This window comes from Bacillus clarus, from assembly GCF_000746925.1.
Lineage (GTDB): Bacteria > Bacillota > Bacilli > Bacillales > Bacillaceae_G > Bacillus_A > Bacillus_A clarus.
Window position 1 is genome coordinate 32,802 of the sequence record NZ_JMQC01000008.1, and the last position, 20,205, is coordinate 53,006.

At 33.9% G+C, this 20,205-nt stretch carries 15 protein-coding genes and 3 pseudogenes; 5 read left to right on the forward strand and 13 right to left on the reverse strand.

Annotated elements, in window-relative coordinates; all coding sequences use genetic code 11:
• The first annotated feature begins 8 nt into the window (after positions 1–8).
• Positions 9–890, forward strand: a complete 882-nt coding sequence (locus tag DJ93_RS00905) for an IS3 family transposase (protein WP_042978773.1) — start codon at positions 9–11, stop codon at positions 888–890.
• Positions 891–979: 89 nt separating this feature from the next.
• On the opposite strand, the pseudogene DJ93_RS29800 reads toward DJ93_RS00905, so the two are convergent.
• The 5 genes and pseudogenes from DJ93_RS29800 to DJ93_RS00925 form a co-directional block, all read right to left on the reverse strand.
• A pseudogene (locus DJ93_RS29800) lies at positions 980–1,144 on the reverse strand (MFS transporter); the annotation flags it as partial.
• Between the two features lie 98 nt (positions 1,145–1,242).
• Positions 1,243–2,067: a hypothetical protein gene (locus DJ93_RS00910; protein WP_042978774.1), complete on the reverse strand. Its 825-nt coding sequence runs from the start codon at positions 2,065–2,067 to the stop codon at positions 1,243–1,245.
• A gap of 22 nt (positions 2,068–2,089) precedes the next feature.
• Positions 2,090–4,510 carry a heavy metal translocating P-type ATPase gene (locus tag DJ93_RS00915; protein WP_042978775.1) on the reverse strand — a complete coding sequence of 807 codons (2,421 nt, stop codon included), beginning with the start codon at positions 4,508–4,510 and terminating at the stop codon, positions 2,090–2,092.
• Between the two features lie 95 nt (positions 4,511–4,605).
• Entirely contained in the window at positions 4,606–4,812 is a 207-nt protein-coding gene (gene copZ / locus DJ93_RS00920; protein WP_042978776.1) for a copper chaperone CopZ, read from the reverse strand.
• 681 nt (positions 4,813–5,493) lie between these two features.
• Entirely contained in the window at positions 5,494–7,179 is a 1,686-nt protein-coding gene (locus tag DJ93_RS00925) for a multicopper oxidase family protein (RefSeq protein WP_042978777.1), read from the reverse strand.
• A 211-nt stretch (positions 7,180–7,390) separates the two neighbouring features.
• On the opposite strand from DJ93_RS00925, the pseudogene DJ93_RS00930 reads away from it, so the two are divergent.
• Both DJ93_RS00930 and DJ93_RS00935 read left to right on the forward strand, forming a co-directional pair.
• A pseudogene (locus DJ93_RS00930) lies at positions 7,391–7,639 on the forward strand (winged helix-turn-helix domain-containing protein); the annotation flags it as partial.
• Positions 7,640–7,676: 37 nt separating this feature from the next.
• A pseudogene (locus DJ93_RS00935) lies at positions 7,677–8,294 on the forward strand (HAMP domain-containing protein); the annotation flags it as partial.
• A gap of 83 nt (positions 8,295–8,377) precedes the next feature.
• Here DJ93_RS00935 and DJ93_RS00940 read toward each other — a convergent pair.
• The 5 genes from DJ93_RS00940 to DJ93_RS00960 all read right to left on the reverse strand — a co-directional run bounded on the left by DJ93_RS00940 (position 8,378) and on the right by DJ93_RS00960 (position 14,762).
• Entirely contained in the window at positions 8,378–9,829 is a 1,452-nt protein-coding gene (locus DJ93_RS00940) for an MFS transporter (RefSeq protein ID WP_042978778.1), read from the reverse strand.
• 567 nt (positions 9,830–10,396) lie between these two features.
• Positions 10,397–12,295, reverse strand: a complete 1,899-nt coding sequence (gene asnB / locus DJ93_RS00945) for an asparagine synthase (glutamine-hydrolyzing) (protein WP_042984086.1) — start codon at positions 12,293–12,295, stop codon at positions 10,397–10,399.
• 166 nt (positions 12,296–12,461) lie between these two features.
• A complete protein-coding gene (locus tag DJ93_RS00950; protein ID WP_042978779.1) occupies positions 12,462–13,409 on the reverse strand; it encodes a LysR family transcriptional regulator in 948 nt (315 codons plus the stop codon).
• A gap of 220 nt (positions 13,410–13,629) precedes the next feature.
• Positions 13,630–13,950, reverse strand: coding sequence for an iron-sulfur cluster biosynthesis family protein (locus DJ93_RS00955; RefSeq protein WP_042978780.1), 321 nt, complete (start codon positions 13,948–13,950; stop codon positions 13,630–13,632).
• 197 nt (positions 13,951–14,147) lie between these two features.
• On the reverse strand, positions 14,148–14,762 hold the full coding sequence (locus tag DJ93_RS00960) for a pyridoxamine 5'-phosphate oxidase family protein (RefSeq protein ID WP_241484239.1): 615 nt from the start codon (positions 14,760–14,762) through the stop codon (positions 14,148–14,150).
• A 557-nt stretch (positions 14,763–15,319) separates the two neighbouring features.
• Between DJ93_RS00960 and DJ93_RS00965 the strand changes: the two genes are divergently transcribed.
• Complete coding sequence (locus tag DJ93_RS00965) at positions 15,320–15,958, forward strand: HD domain-containing protein (RefSeq protein WP_042978781.1); 639 nt, start codon at positions 15,320–15,322, stop codon at positions 15,956–15,958.
• 431 nt (positions 15,959–16,389) lie between these two features.
• Here the strand turns inward: DJ93_RS00965 and DJ93_RS00970 are convergent, their stop codons facing one another.
• The 3 genes from DJ93_RS00970 to DJ93_RS00980 are packed head-to-tail and all read right to left on the reverse strand — an operon-like array spanning position 16,390 to position 17,815.
• On the reverse strand, positions 16,390–16,683 hold the full coding sequence (locus DJ93_RS00970; RefSeq protein ID WP_042978782.1) for a putative quinol monooxygenase: 294 nt from the start codon (positions 16,681–16,683) through the stop codon (positions 16,390–16,392).
• A gap of 46 nt (positions 16,684–16,729) precedes the next feature.
• Positions 16,730–17,368 carry a nitroreductase family protein gene (locus tag DJ93_RS00975; RefSeq protein WP_042978783.1) on the reverse strand — a complete coding sequence of 213 codons (639 nt, stop codon included), beginning with the start codon at positions 17,366–17,368 and terminating at the stop codon, positions 16,730–16,732.
• Positions 17,369–17,386: 18 nt separating this feature from the next.
• Entirely contained in the window at positions 17,387–17,815 is a 429-nt protein-coding gene (locus tag DJ93_RS00980; RefSeq protein WP_042978784.1) for a MarR family winged helix-turn-helix transcriptional regulator, read from the reverse strand.
• 416 nt (positions 17,816–18,231) lie between these two features.
• Between DJ93_RS00980 and DJ93_RS00985 the strand changes: the two genes are divergently transcribed.
• Complete coding sequence (locus DJ93_RS00985; RefSeq protein WP_042978785.1) at positions 18,232–20,175, forward strand: elongation factor G; 1,944 nt, start codon at positions 18,232–18,234, stop codon at positions 20,173–20,175.
• Positions 20,176–20,205 lie beyond the last annotated feature (30 nt).

Genomic DNA, 20,205 nt, shown 5'->3' on the forward strand with positions numbered 1-20,205 from the left:
AAGGAGGCATGTCAGCTATATCCAAAACGAGAAAGTTTGAAGTTATATATGAGATGTTAAAAACAGGATATACGGTTACTCTATTATGTGCCATTGCTGGTGTAACCAGAAGTGGCTATTACAAATGGATAAAGCGACACACAGTGCCTTCTAAAAAGCAATTAGCGGACACTGCATTCAAGAAAAAGATATTGGAGTGTCATAAAAAACTAAGAGGGATTTATGGATATAGAAGAATACAAGTGTGGCTGAAAGCCACCTATAACCTTCATTTAAATCATAAGCGTATCCAGAGATTGATGAGTGAATTAGGTATCAAATCCATAATTAGGAAGAAGAGACCTTATTACGGAAAAAAAGAGGCTTATGTGATTTCAGATAATCATCTAAATAGAGACTTTCATGCTTCAAGACCGAATGAGAAATGGGTAACGGATATTACCTACTTGATTTTCAATGGACAGCGCTTGTACTTATCCGCTATTAAGGATTTATATAATAATGAGATTGTTGCCTATGAAACTAGTCGTAGAAACGACTTAAAGCTTGTGTTAGATACACTTAAAAAGGCAAAGAAAAAACGAAATGTGAAGGGAATCCTCCTACATAGTGATCAAGGGTCCCAGTATACATCTCGTCAATATAATCAATTACTTAAAAAATATCGGATGAAGGCAAGTATGTCTCGAAGAGGCAACTGTTGGGATAATGCTTGTATGGAAAACTTCTTCAGTCACTTTAAGGCAGAGTGTTTTCATTTATATTCCTTCCGTAAAGTGAATGAGGTTAAACTTGCCGTGCGCAAATATATACATTTTTATAATCATCAAAGATTTCAAAAGAAATTAAATAACCTGAGTCCATATAAATATAGAACTCAGGTTGCTTAGTTGCGCTTTTTAAATACTGTCTACTTGACAGGGGTCACTGCAAAATAGGAGTCTTTTCGTTTTTAATAATCTACGTTGCTTTTCACAAATTATGCTTTTTTTCCTGCTTCAATCTCTAAAGATTCTTCATGCCACCAAAGTATTTCTTCCGGGTCTTCTTTAGCGATTTGGTGTGCTTCTTTTTTCGATTCTACGGTAGGATAAGATCCTTTTAATGCACGGCCTGATGTTGTAACAAATAGTACACTAAATACAAATTGGTTATGTTACTTTTCTTGTCTTATAAATTATGTTTCTAGCTCTAAACATAATATGAAAAGCCATGCAGAAAACTTGCGTGGCTTTTCGTTTCTTATTTAACTTCTATAACATATGGATAGGCATTTACTTGTTCTCCAAACTTAAACTCCGCCCAAAGTTTATATACACCTGGCTTGTTAAATTTTGTTTCAAACACTGTTTTATCATTCGAAACCGGGTGCACATGGATAAACTTTTCACCATTTTCATCTAGAATAACCACATGTCCTAAAGCACCTAGATATGGTTCTAGTTTCGCATTTTTCACATCGAAATTAAGCTTGATTTCTTTGTTTACTTCAAATTCTCTAGTTGTTAATTCAACCGTTTGATTATTTATTGTCTTTGTAAAATCCGTATCTACAACTAAATCGTTTTCACGTTGTTCCTTATGAGTTTCACCAACATGTAACTGAATAGGCTCTACTGAATAATTTAGATCTTTCGGTTTTATATCAACGAATACTTTATAAAAATTGTCAGGTAAATTGAACTTCTGTGAATATACCCCATTGTTCTTTTTTTCCGGATGTAAATGATGATATTCTTTTAAGTCTGAGCTAACCACAATTAAATGCATAAGCTTTTTATGGGAAACTTCCAGTTCAGGAACATTATTATTTTTGTCTTTTAATTCAATTGTAATTTCTCCATTAGCATATGACACTTTTGGTGTAACCTCGCTATTCCCATTTGTTTCGTGGCCTGCATGTGCGTTATGTTGTTTATCTCCTTTTTCTTCCTTCTGATTGTTGACTACATGATTAGTATTTTCTGCAGTTTTTGGATTGACGCTTGCATATACACTGTATCCTCCAATAACTACTCCAAGATATACAATACCCGAAATTGCCCAAATCATTATGCTACGTTTCATACGTACTCCCTCCTTCCTATTATTAAGATTTCAACTGAATTCTCTGTAGTCTTAATGCGTTAAGAACAACTGATACAGAACTAAACGCCATCACTGCACCGGCTAACCATGGAGCTAAGAAACCTGCTGCTGCTATTGGAACACCTATACAGTTATACGCAAGGGCCCAGAAAAGGTTTTGTTTAATATTTCTAATCGTCATTTTACTCATATAAATAGCATCTGCAATACTATTTAAATCGCCTCGAATAAGGGTAATATCTGCTGCTTCCATTGCTACATCCGTACCTGTGCCAATCGCCATACCGATATCAGCTGTCGCTAATGCAGGAGCATCGTTGATTCCATCCCCTACCATGGCTACTTTTTTACCAGTTTGTTGAAGCTTTTTCACTTCTTCCGCTTTCCCTTCTGGTAAAACTTCAGCGATAACATGCTTAATGCCAACTTGATCAGCAATAGCCTTCGCTGTTTGGCTATTATCTCCTGTTATCATAACCACATCTAAGCCCATCTTTTGTAATCGAGCAATCGCTTCTTTTGATGTATCCTTCACTGTATCTGCTACTGCTACAATACCTGCATAGTGATGATCGATGGCAACTAGCATAGCTGTTTTACCCTGCTTTTCTAAATTCTCCATTTTCAATAATTCAGTTTGAACATTGATGTTATTTTTCGCCATCAGTCTACGTGTACCAATTAATAACTCTTTACCGTTAACTGTTGATTGTATTCCAAAACCAGGAATTGCTTCGAAAGTATCGGAAGATCCTAGCGCAATCCCTTTTTCTTTAATACCTTCGACGATCGCTTCGGCAAGTGGGTGTTCTGAGTTTTTCTCGGCGGCACCAACCAGTTGTAGAAACTCAGTTTTATCGATACCTTCTGCTAAAATAACATCTGTTAAAGTTGGCTTACCTTTTGTAACCGTACCTGTTTTATCAAGAATAATTGTATCTAATCGATGTGTCGTTTCAAGGTGCTCTCCACCTTTAAATAAAATACCGAATTCTGCTGCACGACCTGATCCAGCCATAATAGAAGTTGGCGTTGCAAGACCAAGTGCACAAGGACAAGCGATAACTAAAACAGCAATAAATTTTTCAAGAGCAACTGCAAACTCTCCTGGACTAACAGCAAAATACCAAATAAGGAAAGTTACTATAGCTATCCCAACGACAATCGGGACAAATATACCTGAGATAACATCAGCTAAACGTTGAATTGGTGCTTTTGAGCCTTGTGCTTCTTCAACGACCTTAATAATTTGAGCTAACGCTGTATCTTTTCCAACTTTTGTTGCTTTTATTTTTAAGAAGCCATTTTTGTTAATCGTTGAACCAATAACAGTGTCTCCAACTGTTTTATCAACTGGAATACTTTCACCAGTTAGCATGGATTCATCAAGTGCTGATCTTCCTTCAACAATTTCACCGTCAACTGGTACTTTTTCACCTGGTTTTACGTAAACAATGTCCTCTTTCAAAACTTCTCCAATTGGAATTACCAACTCTTTTCCATCACGAACGACTGTTGCATTTTTCGCCTGCAATCCCATCAATTTCTTGATTGCTTCAGATGAACGTCCTTTTGCCTTAGCTTCAAACAGTTTACCTAATATAATTAATGTAATAAGAACTGCACTTGTTTCGTAATATAGGTCTACCATATGAGCATTTGAACCAATTGACATAAAGCTTAAATAAAGACTATAGAAATAAGCAGCTGATGTACCTAGTGCAACAAGTACATCCATATTTGCACTCTTATTTCTTAATGCTTTAAAAGCTCCGACGTAAAATTGTTTCCCAACTATAAATTGAACTGGTGTTGCGAGAGCTAATTGCACCCACGGATTCATAAACATATCTGGCAACCAAATAAAACGTGTAAATTCAAAATGACTCACCATTGCCCATAACAGTGGGATTGATAAGATGAGAGAGAAAATAAATTTTCCTTGTTGTTTTTCAATTTCTTTTTGACGATGGTCTACTTGTTCTCTCATTTTTTCTTGCTTTTGTTCCAGTGCGTAGCCAAGTTTTTTGATTGCCTCTTTCATATCAGGAATAGAAACTTGATTAGCGTTGTATTCTACAAGAACTGTTTCTAGCGCAAAGTTAACGGTTGCTTTTTCAACCCCATTTAACTTATTTAAACGTTTTTCAATTTTGTTTGCACAGGCTGCACACGTCATTCCCGTAATATCAAATTCAACTTTATCACTTACAATGCTATACCCTAAAGATTGGACTTTTTCTTTAAATTCCTTTATGTCCGTTTTATCTGGATCATATTTGATTTGTGTTTTTTCAAGCGCGAAATTAACATTTGCATCTTCTACACCCTCAATTTTTTTTAGCCCTTTTTCAATTCTGTTTGCACAAGCTGCACATGTCATTCCTGATATTTGGAGAGTGGTCTCTTTTTGTCCATTCATTTCATTCACCTCTATCCTATACCCGATAGGGGTATATTTTTCGTCGAAAGAAATCGTACCATTATAGTACGATTCCCATTATATATAATAATCTATTATTGAACTTCGTACCCTTGATCTTCAATTACAGCTAAAATATCTTTCAGCGTAACGACCGAAGAATCAAATTTTACTTCTACACTCCCTTTATCTAAATGAACCTTTACATTTTCAACACCATTTAAAGCTCCAACATTCCCTTCGATAGAGTTTACACAGTGACCACAAGACATACCTTCAACTTGTAATGTTACGTTTTCCATTATAATTCCTCCTTGGAGTAGTTAAGATTTTGATTATACATCAATATTACCATACCCCCCTACGGTAATCAATAGGCGTTTAAAAATTTATTTTGTTATTTTAGAAATTGTTTTTAAAAGCTCATTTATTATTTCTGGATCATCTTGCTTCAATCTTTCAATCACACATGTATTTATATGAAATAATTGTTTCTTTTTTTGAAAGAGTTTGATTCATTATTATATATTCCTTTTCTTGTCATGCCCATATATTAATTTGCCCATTATTTTTAATCTGTCGGTATTTTTTCTTCAAAGTAAATCACCCCTCTATCATACCGTATAAGGGTATGGCATGTGAATTCTTAAATAAGAGTTACTCTTATCAAATATTATAAAACTCACATTTAGGACATACAGGGCTTTCTATTTTCTACCTAAGGAATACCTTTTTTTCGTGTTACATATACAAATTCACCTTAACTCAATAGGACTTTGTCATGATATCCCATAGTTAACTTTAAAAAGATAAAACTTTCGTACTTTGAGGAATTACATTGTTTGCTTGAAGGTGATAGACCGGTCCCCAAAACCTTCATTTTATGCCCTAAATAAATATATTTTTTATATAGCAAATCAATAAAGCAGTTATCTCTATGAACTGCTTTATATTATTTTATAGCAAGTTATATGAACTCAACATTACTCTGGCATATTAGGGATATTAGGATTTGGAATATAATCTGATTTATAATCCGTATATTTTACTTCTGTTACCATACCCGCTGAAGCATGATGTAAATCATGACAGTGGAACATCCATTCACCTGGATTGTCTGCTACAAATGCTACCTCATATTCTTCGCCTGGTTTTAAATTTAACGTATCCTTCACAATTGGGGAACCTTCTATTGGTTTACCGTTCTTACTTAATACTTGGAAGAAGTGACCGTGTAAATGCATCGGGTGATCATCCATTTTAGAACGGTTTACCAATTTCACTTTTACTAAATCACCCTTTTTCACTGGAATAGGATCAATATCAGGAAAAATTTTCCCATTAATTGTATATACCATTTCATTACCATTCATTTCTGTATTCAAATCCATTGTATATGTGGCATTATACTGTTGATCTAATGTGAAATCCCCTACTTTCTTAGCACCATATTGTGTCATATCTAATTTTGGAAGTTTTTCCTTTTCATTTGCTTTATCTTTCATCTCTTTGCTGCCTTCATACTCAATAACGGTTTTCATTCCTTTTAGACCTTTTCCTTCACCATGATCTTCAACATACCATTTGCCAGGATTATTCGCCGTAAATTCAACATCATAACGTTCACCCGGTGCAATTGGAATAACTTGATCTTTGATAACTTTTGGATCATTAATTGGCTGACCATCTGTTGCGATTACTTTTATATCATGACCGTGAACATGAATATCATGTGATAAATAGCCAGCATTTACCAATCGAAGTCGAACTTTATCTCCCTTTTTCACTTTCAACGGCTCTACTAAATCTCCACTTTTACCATTGATTGTGAATAAGTCATACATACTCATATCATGACCTTCCATTTGCATCCCGTTAGAATCTTTATCCATCTTCATATTTCCATGATCCATACCTTCCATGTTGCCGGAACCTTTCTTATTACTTCCCATGTCCATACCTGAATGGTCCATACCCTTCATGTCATCATCATTCTTTTTCATGTTTCCATGATCCATACCAGATTTGTCGCCATCTGATTTTTCCGTTTTCCCTTTTGTCATTTCTTTGATTTGTTTATCAATTTCTTTCTTATCTGTTACCCATTCATCTAACATTAATGTGTAATCTTTATCGTATTTTTCATTTGTATCTTCTACAACAAGTGCACCATACAATCCTCTATCTAATTGGTTAACAGAGTTTTGGTGTGAATGATACCAATATGTTCCGGGTACGTTAGCTTCAAATTCATACGTAAAACTTTTTCCCGGTTCAATTGCGTCTTGCGTAACTCCTGGGATTCCATCCATATTGTTCGGAACGGGATATCCATGCCAATGAATAGATACTGGTGCATTTAATTCATTTTTTAATGTAACTTTAACTTTTTCACCTTTTTTCACACGAATTTCTGGCCCAGGAGATGAACCATTAAACGTCCATATTGGAACAACAACACCGTTACTTAGCTTTTGCTTTTCTTCTTTCGCTACTAAAGTAACGTCTGACCCTTTTACAACTTTTAATGGTTTTGTAGCCATTTCAGTCTGTGCTGTTTTTTTATCATTCATATTTTTATGATCACTGATTGTATTTGTGGTCGCAGAACATGCAGCAATTAAGGATATTGCGGAGACTGTAACTGCTGTTAATACAAATCTCTTCATGAAAAATTCCTCCTTCTGTTTTTTCACGATTATTTTATAAGACGATTATCGAGAAATTATGGAGATGCAAAATGGACAAAATAAAAAAACCTGCACAATTTTCTCAATATTTTTTAGTAAACTATCTCTTGCTTAGGTATTCATTTATTTAAGGAGGACTTTTATGATAGACATTCTATTAGTGAATGATGAACCACGTAAGTTAGATCTACTTTCATTAACCCCCATTGAATTTTCACTACTTGGTTTATTTTTAAATAATGTAAACTACGTATTTACTCGTGAACAACTCATTGAACGTATTTTGGGATACGTATCAGAAACTGAGGATAGAACTGTGGATTCTCATATTCGTAACTTGCGTGAAAAATTAAGAAAAGCATCATTTCCAATTAACGAGCACCTTAAGACGATATATGGCATTGGATATCGCTGGGCACATGAAGAGGAAGATATATGATTTTGATTTTACCAAATAACAAGGGTTGTAGGTTCTAATGAAGCGTATTTCAGTTAAATTTGGATTTTATTTTTTTATTTGTGCCTTTCTAATTGAAAGTATATTGTTTCTTTTATTGTATTACAGCTTAGTTAATGCGAGAGTTCAGGAAGAAGTGAAATCTCTCCTTGCCAGAGGAAATAATCACCGTGATGTATTAGAGAAATACTTTGATAATCAAACGATATTCCATGTAGCTCTCATGGAATCTGAAGCTGAAATAAAGGTTGTCATTACTTCTAAAACTGGCGAGATACTTGCAAAATCAAGTGATGTAGATGATGCCATGCGAAAACATCTCTATACAAAAATGCCTGATATTAATAAAAATGGTAGTGTTGCAGAGGATCATTGGAAAACATCTAATTATATTTGTACGATTAGCCCTATTCAAATCGATAACGACATTAAAGGATATGTATATATGTTTTTAGATACTGACTCCATTAAGCAAATCATTCAGCACTTAACGTACCAATTTATATTTGTTGGAGGTATTACCTTTATCATTACCGTTATAACTATGTTTTTATTATCAAAATTTCTAACCAAGCCTTTAATTAGAATGAAAAAAGCAACAGAAACAATGAGTAAGGGTGACTTATCAGTGTCTTTAAATATGTAATAATATATAAACCAAAAGACTCCTATTCAAATAGGAGTCTTTTGGTTTTAAAAATCTACGTTGCTTTTCACTTGTTATGCTTTTTTCCCTTCCTCAATTTCTAAAGATTCTCCATGCCACCAAAGTGTTTCTTCAGGATCTTCTTTAGCGATTTGGTGTGCTTCTTTTTTCGATTCTACGGTAGGATAAGATCCTTTTAATGCACGTCCTGATGTTGTAACAAACAGTACACGAAATACAACTAATCCAATTACACTTACACCTGTTAAATAAAATGCTGGTGCAAGAGGGTTACCGGTAGCATGAACTAAATATGAACATACAAGCGGTGTTGTACCACCAAATATGGATACAGAAATATTAAATGAGATAGAAAGTGCTCGATAACGTACATCAGTGAAAAAGAGTGCTGGTAATAACGAAGGCAATGTCCCTTCATACACACTAAGGAAGAAACCTAAAACGAAAATACCCGCAAATACAGCTGCAATATGTCCGTTACCAATTAATAAAAATGCTGGAATTGAACATAATGTTAAACCAAGTAAACCAATTTGTACTACGCGTTTATTACCAACTTTATCACTTAATTTACCAAAATAAAGTGCCAGTGGAATCATTAGTACCATCGTAATTGAAATGATTACTAAACCAGTTGTTTCTTTGATTTTTAATATTTGTGTTAGATAAGAAGGAATATATGAAAGGACCATATAGTTAGTAATATTAAAGAAGGCAACAATTACTGTGCTTAATAAGAAGTCTTTTTTGTGATATTTCAATATGTCACTAAACGAAATTTGTTCATTGTCTTCAAATTCCTCTTGTGCTTTTTCCATCTCTTGAAAGATTGGAGATTCATCTAAATGACGTCGTAAATATAAACCGATCAAACCAATTGGTGCAGCAATTAAGAAAGGAATACGCCATCCCCAGCTGAGCATTTGCTCATCTGTTAACAATAACGTCAAAATGGTAACAATTACCGAAGCAGCAATGTAACCTGAGAGTGTCCCAATTTCAAGACCACTACCGAGTATACCACGCTTTTTATCTGGAGAAGATTCTGCGATATAAACCATTGCTCCTGAATATTCGCCGCCTGTAGAGAAGCCTTGAATCATTCGAGCAACTAAAAGTAGTATTGGTGCCCATACACCAATTTGTTCATAGGTTGGTAGTAATGCGATGAATAATGTAGACAGTGCCATTAAAATAATAGTTGTACTTAAAACGATCTTTCGGCCATATTTATCTCCTATTCTACCGAAGAAAACACCTCCGATTGGTCGAACTAGAAAGGCCGCTGCAAATGTACCAAATGTAAGTACAAGTTGCAGACCACTATTATCAACACCTGAGAAGAATAATTGACTTAAAATTACCGCTAAATACGCGTATAATCCAAAGTCAAACCACTCCATTGCATTCCCAATACCAGTAGCAACAACCGCTTTCCTGGCTTGTTTAGGATTGACAATATTAACGTCTTGAGGTTCAAAATTTAAATCATTATTTTGTTGCATATAGTAAAACAGCTCCTTATTTAATTTAACTTCTTTAAGCACACCTTCTCTTATTGAATAAAATTAATTCGAAGCACTTAAGGAAAAGCAACGTCTCCTTATCTGTTATTATTATTTCACATAATTAATTATTTGTCCAATGAGATGTTTTTCTGGTTAAAGAAATAAGTATTATAAGCTAAGAAAAGACACTATATTAGTGCCTTTTCTTAGTTTTATTTTAAGTGTATGAAAGAGCGTAAATTTATTTATTTCTCCCCTACTTTCTTCCTGTACGAATTAAAAATCATATACTTTTTATATTTGTATTAATTGCTTATTGCTCCATCTAAATTGATTTTGTTTCAATGAATTTCACTCCCAATCACCTATCTATTATTTTGGTTAAACGAGAAATAATTAACAAACTAAAGTATTTTCTATTCATAACTCCCCTGTATTCTCCCCTATACACTTCATTATATTTAATAGTTATAAAAATAATAATTTTCAGAACAAAAAGCATGCTTCTTTGATGTAAAATAAAAAGAATGTCATGCAACTGACATCCTTTTTATTACCTTATTTTTATACGAAACTATAAGATTTACTTTCACTTTGAAATACACTTGTATCGTATTTATGTTCTACATAAACTTGATGCCATACCATAAATGCTAATACTGTCCATATTTTACGGCTATAATCACCTTTGTTTGCGCAATGTGATTCTAATAAGTTTAATACGTAATTTTTATCAATTAAATGTTCTGTTTTACTTTCTTTAATAATGTTAATGGCCCAATCATACATTTCATCTTTTAACCAGTGACGGATTGGAACTGGAAAGCCTAGTTTTTTACGATCTAATACATGATCTGGAACGATTCCACGTACTGCTTCACGTAATATTGCTTTCGTATTTCCATTTGCAATTTTTAATTCTGTTGGAATGTTAGATGCAACGCGAAAGACTTCTTTATCTAAAAACGGAACTCGTAATTCTAACGATTGAGCTGTAGACATTTTATCCGCTTTTAATAAAATATCCCCGCGTAACCAAGTAAGCATGTCTATATACTGCATTTTACTTACATCATCGTAGTCTTTACTTTCGTTATACAATGGTTTTGTAACGTCCGTATATTTTATATTTTCATTGTAATACTTCATGAATTCCATTTTCTCTTCTTCACGGAAAATTTTCGCATTTCCATAGTAACGCTCTTCAATCGGTGTACATCCACGTTCTAAAAAACTTTTCCCTTTAAATCCTTCTTTGAGCGCTCCACTTAAAGATTTTAAAACTCTTTTCCCTGTAGCTGGAATGTAAGAAAACATTTTTAAAGAGTTTGGTTCACAATAAATATTGTATCCGCCAAATAACTCATCTGAACCTTCACTAGAAAGAACGACAGTTACATGTTTACGTGCTTCTTTTGCAACGAAGTACAACGGTACTGCTGCTGGGTCAGCTAACGGATCATCCATATGCCACATAATTTTAGGGAATTCATCCATCAATTCTTTCGGTGTTACCGTTACACTATAATTTTTCAAACCTAGCTTCTCAGCAGTTTCTTTCGCCACATCTACTTCACTAAATCCACGATGCTCAAAACCGACAGAGAATGTTAAGAGATTCGGATTCATTTCTTTTGCAATGGAAGCAATAATAGATGAATCTATTCCACCAGATAAGAACGCTCCTACTGGAACATCACTACGCATATGTACTTTCACCGAATCATATAACACGTCGCGAATTGCTTGAACGTACTCTTCTTTCGTTGTACTTGAGACATAAAAAGACGCCTTCCAGTAACAATGCGTCTCCATCTCTTTACCAATTTCTTTCACGAAATAATGACCAGGTTCAATTTTATGAATATCAGTTGTTAACGTAGCTGGTTCAGGTGCGTATTGGTATGTAAAATAATGTTGCAAAGATGTTGGATTCACCCCTTTATTTTGTATTGCATGCACAATGCTTTTCTTTTCAGATGCAAAGTATATTGCATCCCCTTCCTCCGCAATATAAAGTGGTTTAATACCGAAATGGTCGCGTGCACCAAATAACTTTTTCTCTTGTCGATCCCAAATAACAAAAGTATACATACCACGAAAGTAATTTACACACTCTTCTTTTACTTGAGCATATAACGCAACAATAACTTCCGTATCTGATTGAGTAGCAAAACTCGCTCCCTTTTCCTTTAACATTTCACGTAATTCTATATAATTATAAATTTCACCGTTAAACATAAGCACATAACGTTCATTTTCATACGTTAACGGTTGATGCCCTGCATCTAAATCAATAATGCTTAATCTTCTAAATCCAAATTGTATATACTCATCTCGAAAATACCCTTCATCGTCCGGACCACGATGATATAAAAGGTTCGTCATATTTTCAAATTGTTTTATTTCACATTCCGAATAATCTCTTACAGTATTATACATACACCCTACATAGCCACACATTTTTTTACCTGCTTTCATTTTAACTAATTTCTCTTAATCCTTTATAAGCTCAAAAATTTTAAGCTTTAATTAAATTATAAATCCGTAGCAATATAGAGCAATGTAGCTTTTTCTATCATAATTATTGATGTCATCTATCATGTTTCCGTAGTGAATTAAAACGTAATTATTCATTAATTAATGCATGAATTTGTTTTTTGCTTTGCTCAGACATAGGAAAACCTAATTTTATAATTTCATTAGTAAGCAATTCAATAAAGTTTCTAGTTCCAAATCCGATAAATTTATCTTTACGTAAAATAAGACTGACTTCCCGGCTAATATTTGGATTTACAATCGGAATAGCTAACAAATCACTCTCTTCATAAAGATCTAATAAAGTTTTAGATACAATTGTTACCCCAAATTCACTTCTTACTAAATCGAACAACGAATCAATACTAGATGTCTCAATAATTGGTTCCAACGAAACTTGCTGCGGAACACATGTATAATTCAATAACTTTCTACATTCATGGCTTTCTGGGAACAAAATTAATGGTAACTTGTTCAATTCAGAGAACTGGATTTCTTTTTCATCCACTAAAGAATGGCTTTTTGCTACTACTAAAAATAATCCTTCTATATATAATGGTATTTTTACAATCTTGTCATCTTCAAACACATAATCAGGAGAAACGATTGTTACAGCAAAATTAACTTGGTTCTCATTGATTAACGGTAAGATTTCATCTGAACTAATTACCTTTACCGCTACTTCAGGGTAATTTTTATGGAAGTCCAATAATAAAGTTGAGACTAAATCTGTTAGCTCTCCAGGTAAAGTAGCAATAGAGATTTTCCCTCCCTTTATCTCTTTCAATTCACCTATTCGTTCTTTTGCATTATGTAATGCGTTAAAAATCGTATTACATTCATTTGCCAAAATGTAGCCAACATCCGTTATAGCTATTTTCTTTCCTAATCGGTCAAATAAAGGCATACCAATTTCATCCTCAAGAGCTTTAATTTGATGACTTAATGTAGGTTGTGTAATACCTAATTTATCTGCTGCCCGTGTAAAATGTGGTTCTTTACAAAGTGTCATAAAATACTCTAATTGTCTTAATTCCATATAAAAATAATCTCCTTAATTAGTTCAATGCCCTCACAAAAACTAGCATACACTTTATCATTTCCTTTTCCTTCATTCATAAAAAACGTAATTTCTCCTAAATACATTTACTAGGAAAAATTACGTTCCTTATTTATGTTATGGCATACATACTTTAAGAAAAGATTATATAGTCTATTATAGAAAATAGACCGTTCACTTTATTTGTTAATCGTAAAACTTATTCTTCAACTTCTAAAGGTATATTATGACTGTAAGTTTGACTAGAACTTTTAATTTGAAATCCTTCAAAGAAATCTATTGTTAAATGATTATCAACAAAAGCTAAAGATGCTTTATTTATATAAAATGGTTTCCAGTTTGTTTGCATTTCTTCATAGCCAATACTTGATTTAATTAGTTTAACTCTCAATACTCCGTCTAATGGAAGCCCACATCCTCCCATTTCATATTGAAGGAATCGAAGGCGATTTGGATATTTAGCCTCTAATTTTTCGAATTGTTTCATAGCAGCTTCTGTAACAGTAACTTGAATTTGCATATAATTTTCCCGCCTTGTCTATTTTGGATTAAAAGATGAATATGTTAAGAACGCCCACTGATTTACATTACTATTCATTGTTTAAATGGCTTCAACTAATTGAAATTGGATTAAACGCTGGGCTCCAGGAAATTTTGAAAATCATACTATCTTCAACATCCCAAATGATACTTGCTTCCCCGGTTAGTTGTAATGTGTCACCAGAAGAACAATAGCCTTACATTAGGGTTTTCAATGATATTTCCGAGCGTATTGAATAGCATATTTCCTGAGTAATCAGGAAATACTATTGTTTGTTCGTTTATAATGTGAATAAATCCTGGCATTCCACCTCGATGAGAAATGTCCATTCTCCCTTCTGAACTGGAACTCGCAATAATGAAAGTATCAGCTTGACTAATCAATTCCTGCTGTTTTTCATTTAAAACATAATGCCTATTAAATTGCTTATTTCCGCCAACTTCTGTTTCGTTATAAGTGAATTTTCTCGCCTGAATGTATTTAGGACAGTTCCCAAATACTTGTTCAGTTTTAACTTCAAAACTTGCATCCGACAATTTGGTTACAACCGAACCATTTATGCGAATTCTTATCCTAGAAACAAAATCAATTACAATGATTCCAACTTCTTTATTGTGAAGAATATTTGTGAATAATGGATCACCTTCATTTATACCAATATTTATTTTGATTACATCACATTCGACTGCTTGAATAATCCCTTCGTTTCCTGCTAAAAATGAACTCCACACTCTTCCCTTTTCATCCATAGAAGATATCACGAATGAGTTTTGTCCATTTAGAAACGCCATAATTTTTTTGTCATTGTTGGCTGAATCATTGTACTAGCAGTATTCGCGATTTTTTGTACACCGGGCATATTGTGTACAGCACGTTCCCCAGAATGGAAAACATCCATATGCATCCCTCCGCTCTACTTACCAATAGGACGCTTACTAACGGCTACTTTACAAAACACTATTTATTTCGCCTCCTACGGAAACCTTTTCTAACAAAGTTACTTGTTATTGTTTTTTGTTGTCTTGTAAAGCACCTTCATTCTAACTCTGACATACCCCTTTATCAATTCTATCGTTTCTATAATTATCATAGATGGTATCTATCATTAAATTTGAATCAATCTGTACTTAACAACAATTTCATAATAATCACCTCGTATATACCTATTAATATGTATTGTTAAAGATTCATTTAGGGAGACATGCTGAATAACAAATCATAGATAAAATCTATTAATTACATAGAAATCATTACATTGATAAATAAATGATTATTTCTATAATGAAGTTAAGCTCATGAGCCAAACATTATTTTCGAAAACAGTGAATTAGAAAAGGAGCTAACTTATATGAATAAAACAGTAGCAGGTATCGTAATTCCAGATAGTAAACTAGCAGTAGAGGCGCAAGAAATACTTCGTGAATATGGTAACGATTTACTTTGGAATCACTCAAACCGCGTGTATTTATTTGGGGCACTTCAAGGAAAAAAAGCTGGTCTAAAATTTGATGAAGAATTATTATATGTGAGTGCTTTATTCCATGATCTAGGACTTACTAAAAAATTTAGTAGTCCAGACAAACGCTTTGAAGTAGATGGTGCAAATGCTGCACGAAGCTTCCTTCAACAACATCGTATGGATGATGAATCCATTAGACTTGTTTGGGATGCAATTGCTTTACACACTACGATTGGTATTGCTGAACATAAAGAGCCACAAGTTTCATTAATATATTCCGGCGTAGGATATGACGTTATGGGCGATGGATACGATGAAATTTCTGAGGAATTACGCGAGCAAGTTGTAGCTGCTTTCCCTCGAGATAATTTCAAACAAAAAATTCTTCCTGCTTTCCTTGAAGGATTTGCACATAAACCTGAAACTACTTTCGGTAACATTAAAGCTGATGTATGTTCACTTCTTCTTCCTGGATTTAAACGTAAAAACTTCTGTGATTGTGTTTTACATTCACCTTGGAAAGAATAATCATTTAACTTTTTATGAGTAGAAGAAGCAAACATCTAAAAGCAGTTGTTATATATTCCTAATTGAAGAAAGCTTGCCATTTTGATTAATGGCAAGCTTTTTTAGCGAATAATAACTCATAATCCTCGTATTTTTCCAGCTGATTGTTATAAACGAAAATTTAGAGTTGCTTGTCTCGCGTTTAAAAAGTTTAGACTTTCATTTCTGTCTACAGTTTTTATATGTCTGATGACATAAATCCAATTATTTAATATTAACGTAACACAACCTTTTAGTTAAAAATCAAGAAGTTATCCCAACATCGATTAATATTTTTAAAATTAAGAATATTAATCCCGAATTATAACACATTAAATTAACAGTAAATATATTCATACCAAAATAAAAAAGATGACTTTAGCGATACGCTAAAGTCATCTTTTTCAACCGTATTATTTTACTAATTCTCCATTAAAAACATTTATATCAAGCGGAGCAGTTAAAAACTGTGATGCTTTACTAACGAAAGATGTAAAGTGTTCACTTGTATTATGACTCGCAACTGCTTTTTCATCTTTCCACACTTCTACCATCGTATAAACACTTTCTTTTTCTGTATCTTTAAATAGGTCATAAGATACATTTCCACTTTCTTCTCTTGAACCATGAATTAGTGGCTGAATTTCTTCTAAAAATGATTGTTGTTTTGCTGGATCTACTTGAAATATTGCGTGAATAATAATCATGGTGTTTCCCCTCTCATATTCCACTTATTTCTATGACCTTTTAACATTACTTCCACTGGGCAATTTTGTCAATTGGAAGACGTACTGATTGGTAACCACTGTCAGCTGCTTTTCCGATTGAAATTAACATTACTGGTACATGACGCTCTTTATCTAATCCGAAAGCTTCAGCGATTTGATCTTTCTCAAAACCACCAATTGGGCAAGTGTCATAGCCGTGAGCACGAGCTGCTAACATAAATTGCATTGCTACAAGACCACCGTCAATAAGTACAGTATCTTTCATTACTTCTGGTGTAACCATTGAGAAGTAAGCTGAAAGTTTTTGCATTTGATCTTCTTTTACTTCAGCTGGCATAAGTCCACGCTCTACTGCTGTACCGTAAATTTCTTCTGCATTATCAAAGTTATTTAAGTCACCAAATAATGCGATCATCGCTGAAGATGTTTCTACTTGAGATTGATTAAATTTTGCAAGTGGCGCAAGTGTTGCTTTTGCTTCTTCACTTTCAATAACTAGGAATCTCCATGGTTGCATGTTTACTGAAGATGGTGCAAGTGTTGCTTCTGTAAGAATTTCTGTCATTTCTTCTTTGCTAATTTTCACTGAAGTATCATACTTACGAATTGAACGGCGTCCTGTTAAAATTTCGTTAAAATCATTTGTTTTTACTAAGTTAGTCATAGTTGTATTCTCCCTTTTTTATAATTCTTTTATGTTTTCTTGAATGTGATTTAACATATTTAAAAGATTGTCGCGTTCTTCTTCACTTAATCCTTTAAATGCAGATGCTGAAAAACGTTCTTTTTCCTCTTGAAACACCTGAATTTTATTTCGCCCCTCTTCTGTAAGAGAAACTAATGTAATTCTGTTATCATCTGGATTTTTACGTCTTACAATCATTCCGTTTGCTTCCAGCTGCTTTAAATGCCTCGTAATCGCGGCATTATCAATATTCACTTCTTGCTGAAGTGCTTTTTGACTAATTTCATCTACTTCATATAACTGGAGTATAAGCTCTAATCTAGACTGACTCATACCCGTACACCCTTCAAATTTCGAACTTACTTCTTTATTGAGAAAGTGTAATTTATATAAAATAATTGCTTCTTTTGAGCATGAACTTGTCAAATTACCCCTCCTTTGCATCCAATACAAAAACATTTGACATATCAATAATTGATATGTCAAATAATATAATCTATATCGATTTATAATGCAAGCATTTTGTTTTCGTTTTTATCCCGTTTTAACCGGCAGTAAGACTCCCCCTCAAAATTCGGTGAATGAGAGAAATTTAGGCGGAAGATCCACTGCCCGTAAAAGCCCGATTGATGAAGGCTAATAATCAGTGGGGATGAACACCCCCACACACTGATTAAAGTTTCACTTTATCTTTCCAAATTAAGGCACTTTGTCACGTTACAAAAAATGTTAATTATATTATAATAGTACTAATTTAAATGACTGGAGAGTGATTGTAATGCGGCAATTCACAAATAGAAATGAGGAAATGAAAATGGAAAATGAAATGAGGATATTCACATATGACAACAATAAATATAGGGATTGTCGCGCACGTAGACGCTGGCAAGACGAGTTTGACTGAGCGTATTCTTTTTGAAACAAATGTGATTAAAGAAATCGGCCGAGTAGATAGCGGAAATACGCAAACCGACTCAATGGAACTAGAAAGACAACGCGGAATTACAATTAAAGCATCTGTCGTTTCTTTCTTTATAAATAACTTAAAAGTAAATGTCATTGATACACCCGGACACGCTGATTTTATCGCTGAAGTGGAGCGATCATTCCGCGTTTTAGACGGCGCGATTTTAGTTATTTCTGCCGTTGAAGGTGTGCAAGCACAAACAAAGATTTTAATGCGAACATTACAGAAATTAAACATACCGACTGTACTATTTGTTAATAAAATTGATCGTAGTGGCGCAAATACTGAAAAAGTTGTGAAACAAATAAAAGAAATTCTTTCAAATGACGCATTCCCCTTCTACTCTGCCCAAAACGAAGGAACAAAGGAAGCTCGTATTATTGAATATAAAGCATATGACGAATGTATGGAACGATTAGCACCATATACTGAATCATTGCTTGCATCATATGTAAATAACGAAATAGTAGCGGACACACTATTAAGAAAAGAACTCGAAAAGCAAATACAGCAAGCAAATGTGTATCCAATCTTTTTCGGTTCAGCAATGACAGGTATAGGAATAACTGAATTACTCGAAAATATTTCAGCCCTAATTCCAGCTAATAAATCGGTACAAGATGAAACATTATCTGGTGTTGTTTTTAAAATTGAACGTGAACCTTCTGGTGAAAAGATTGCTTATGTAAGAGTTTTTTCTGGTAGCTTACACGTTAGAAAATATGTTGATATACAGCGCGGCGAGTCTCTATCACATAAAGAAAAGATTAAAAAAATGTGCATATTTCATAATGGAAATGCAGTTCAATCTTCTACTGTTCATAGTGGAGAGTTTTGCAAAGTATGGGGACTGAGTGATATTAAAATTGGTGATATTATCGGTGAATGGACGCAGTATATGAAAGACGTTCAATTAGCCGAACCACAAATGGAAGCAGCTATTGAGGCAGTGCCAAAAGAACGAATTCATGATTTATACGCTGCACTTATGGAACTATGCGAAGAAGATCCGCTCATAAAGGTGTGGAAAGATAATATTCAAAATGAACTATACATTCGCCTTTTCGGTGAAGTGCAAAAAGAAGTGATTGAAACAACGCTTCATGAAAAATACAATATACAAGTTGCTTTTTCAAATACACGAGTTGTATGTGTCGAAAAGCCAGTTGGTATAGGTTATGCCGCCGAAGTAATGGGTGAAAAAGCAAATCCATTTTACGCAACAATCGGCTTCAAAGTCGAACGTGGTAAGCTTAACTCTGGCATAACGTATAACTTAGGTGTTGAACTTGGATCACTACCTTTAGCGTTTCATAAAGCGATTGAAGATACAGTATTTCAAACGTTAAAACAAGGTTTATACGGATGGGAAGTTACGGACATGATCGTCACATTAACACACACTGGTTATGCAAGTCCCGTTACAACGGCGAGTGACTTCAGAAACTTAACACCACTCGTATTAATGGATGCTTTAAAACGAGCTGAAACTTGTGTATATGAACCATTAAATGAATTCGAATTAACTGTTCCAGAGCACGCAATTAGTACCGCAATGTATAAACTAGCTGCCATTCCAGCAACTTTCGCAGAGCCTATGTTGCATAATGACTCTTACCATTTAACAGGATCATTACCTGTTGCGAAAACAGAGAATTTTAAACGAATGCTCCATTCATTTACTGAAGGAGAAGGTATCTTTACAACAAAGCCAGCTGGTTTCACAAAACTGAAGTCGTCCTTCCCTACTCGAAAACGTGTTGATTTTAATCCGCTTAATCGGAAAGATTATTTACTTCATGTGTTGAAGGCTTATTAAATAAAAAGAGGTGCAATTTGCACCTCTTTT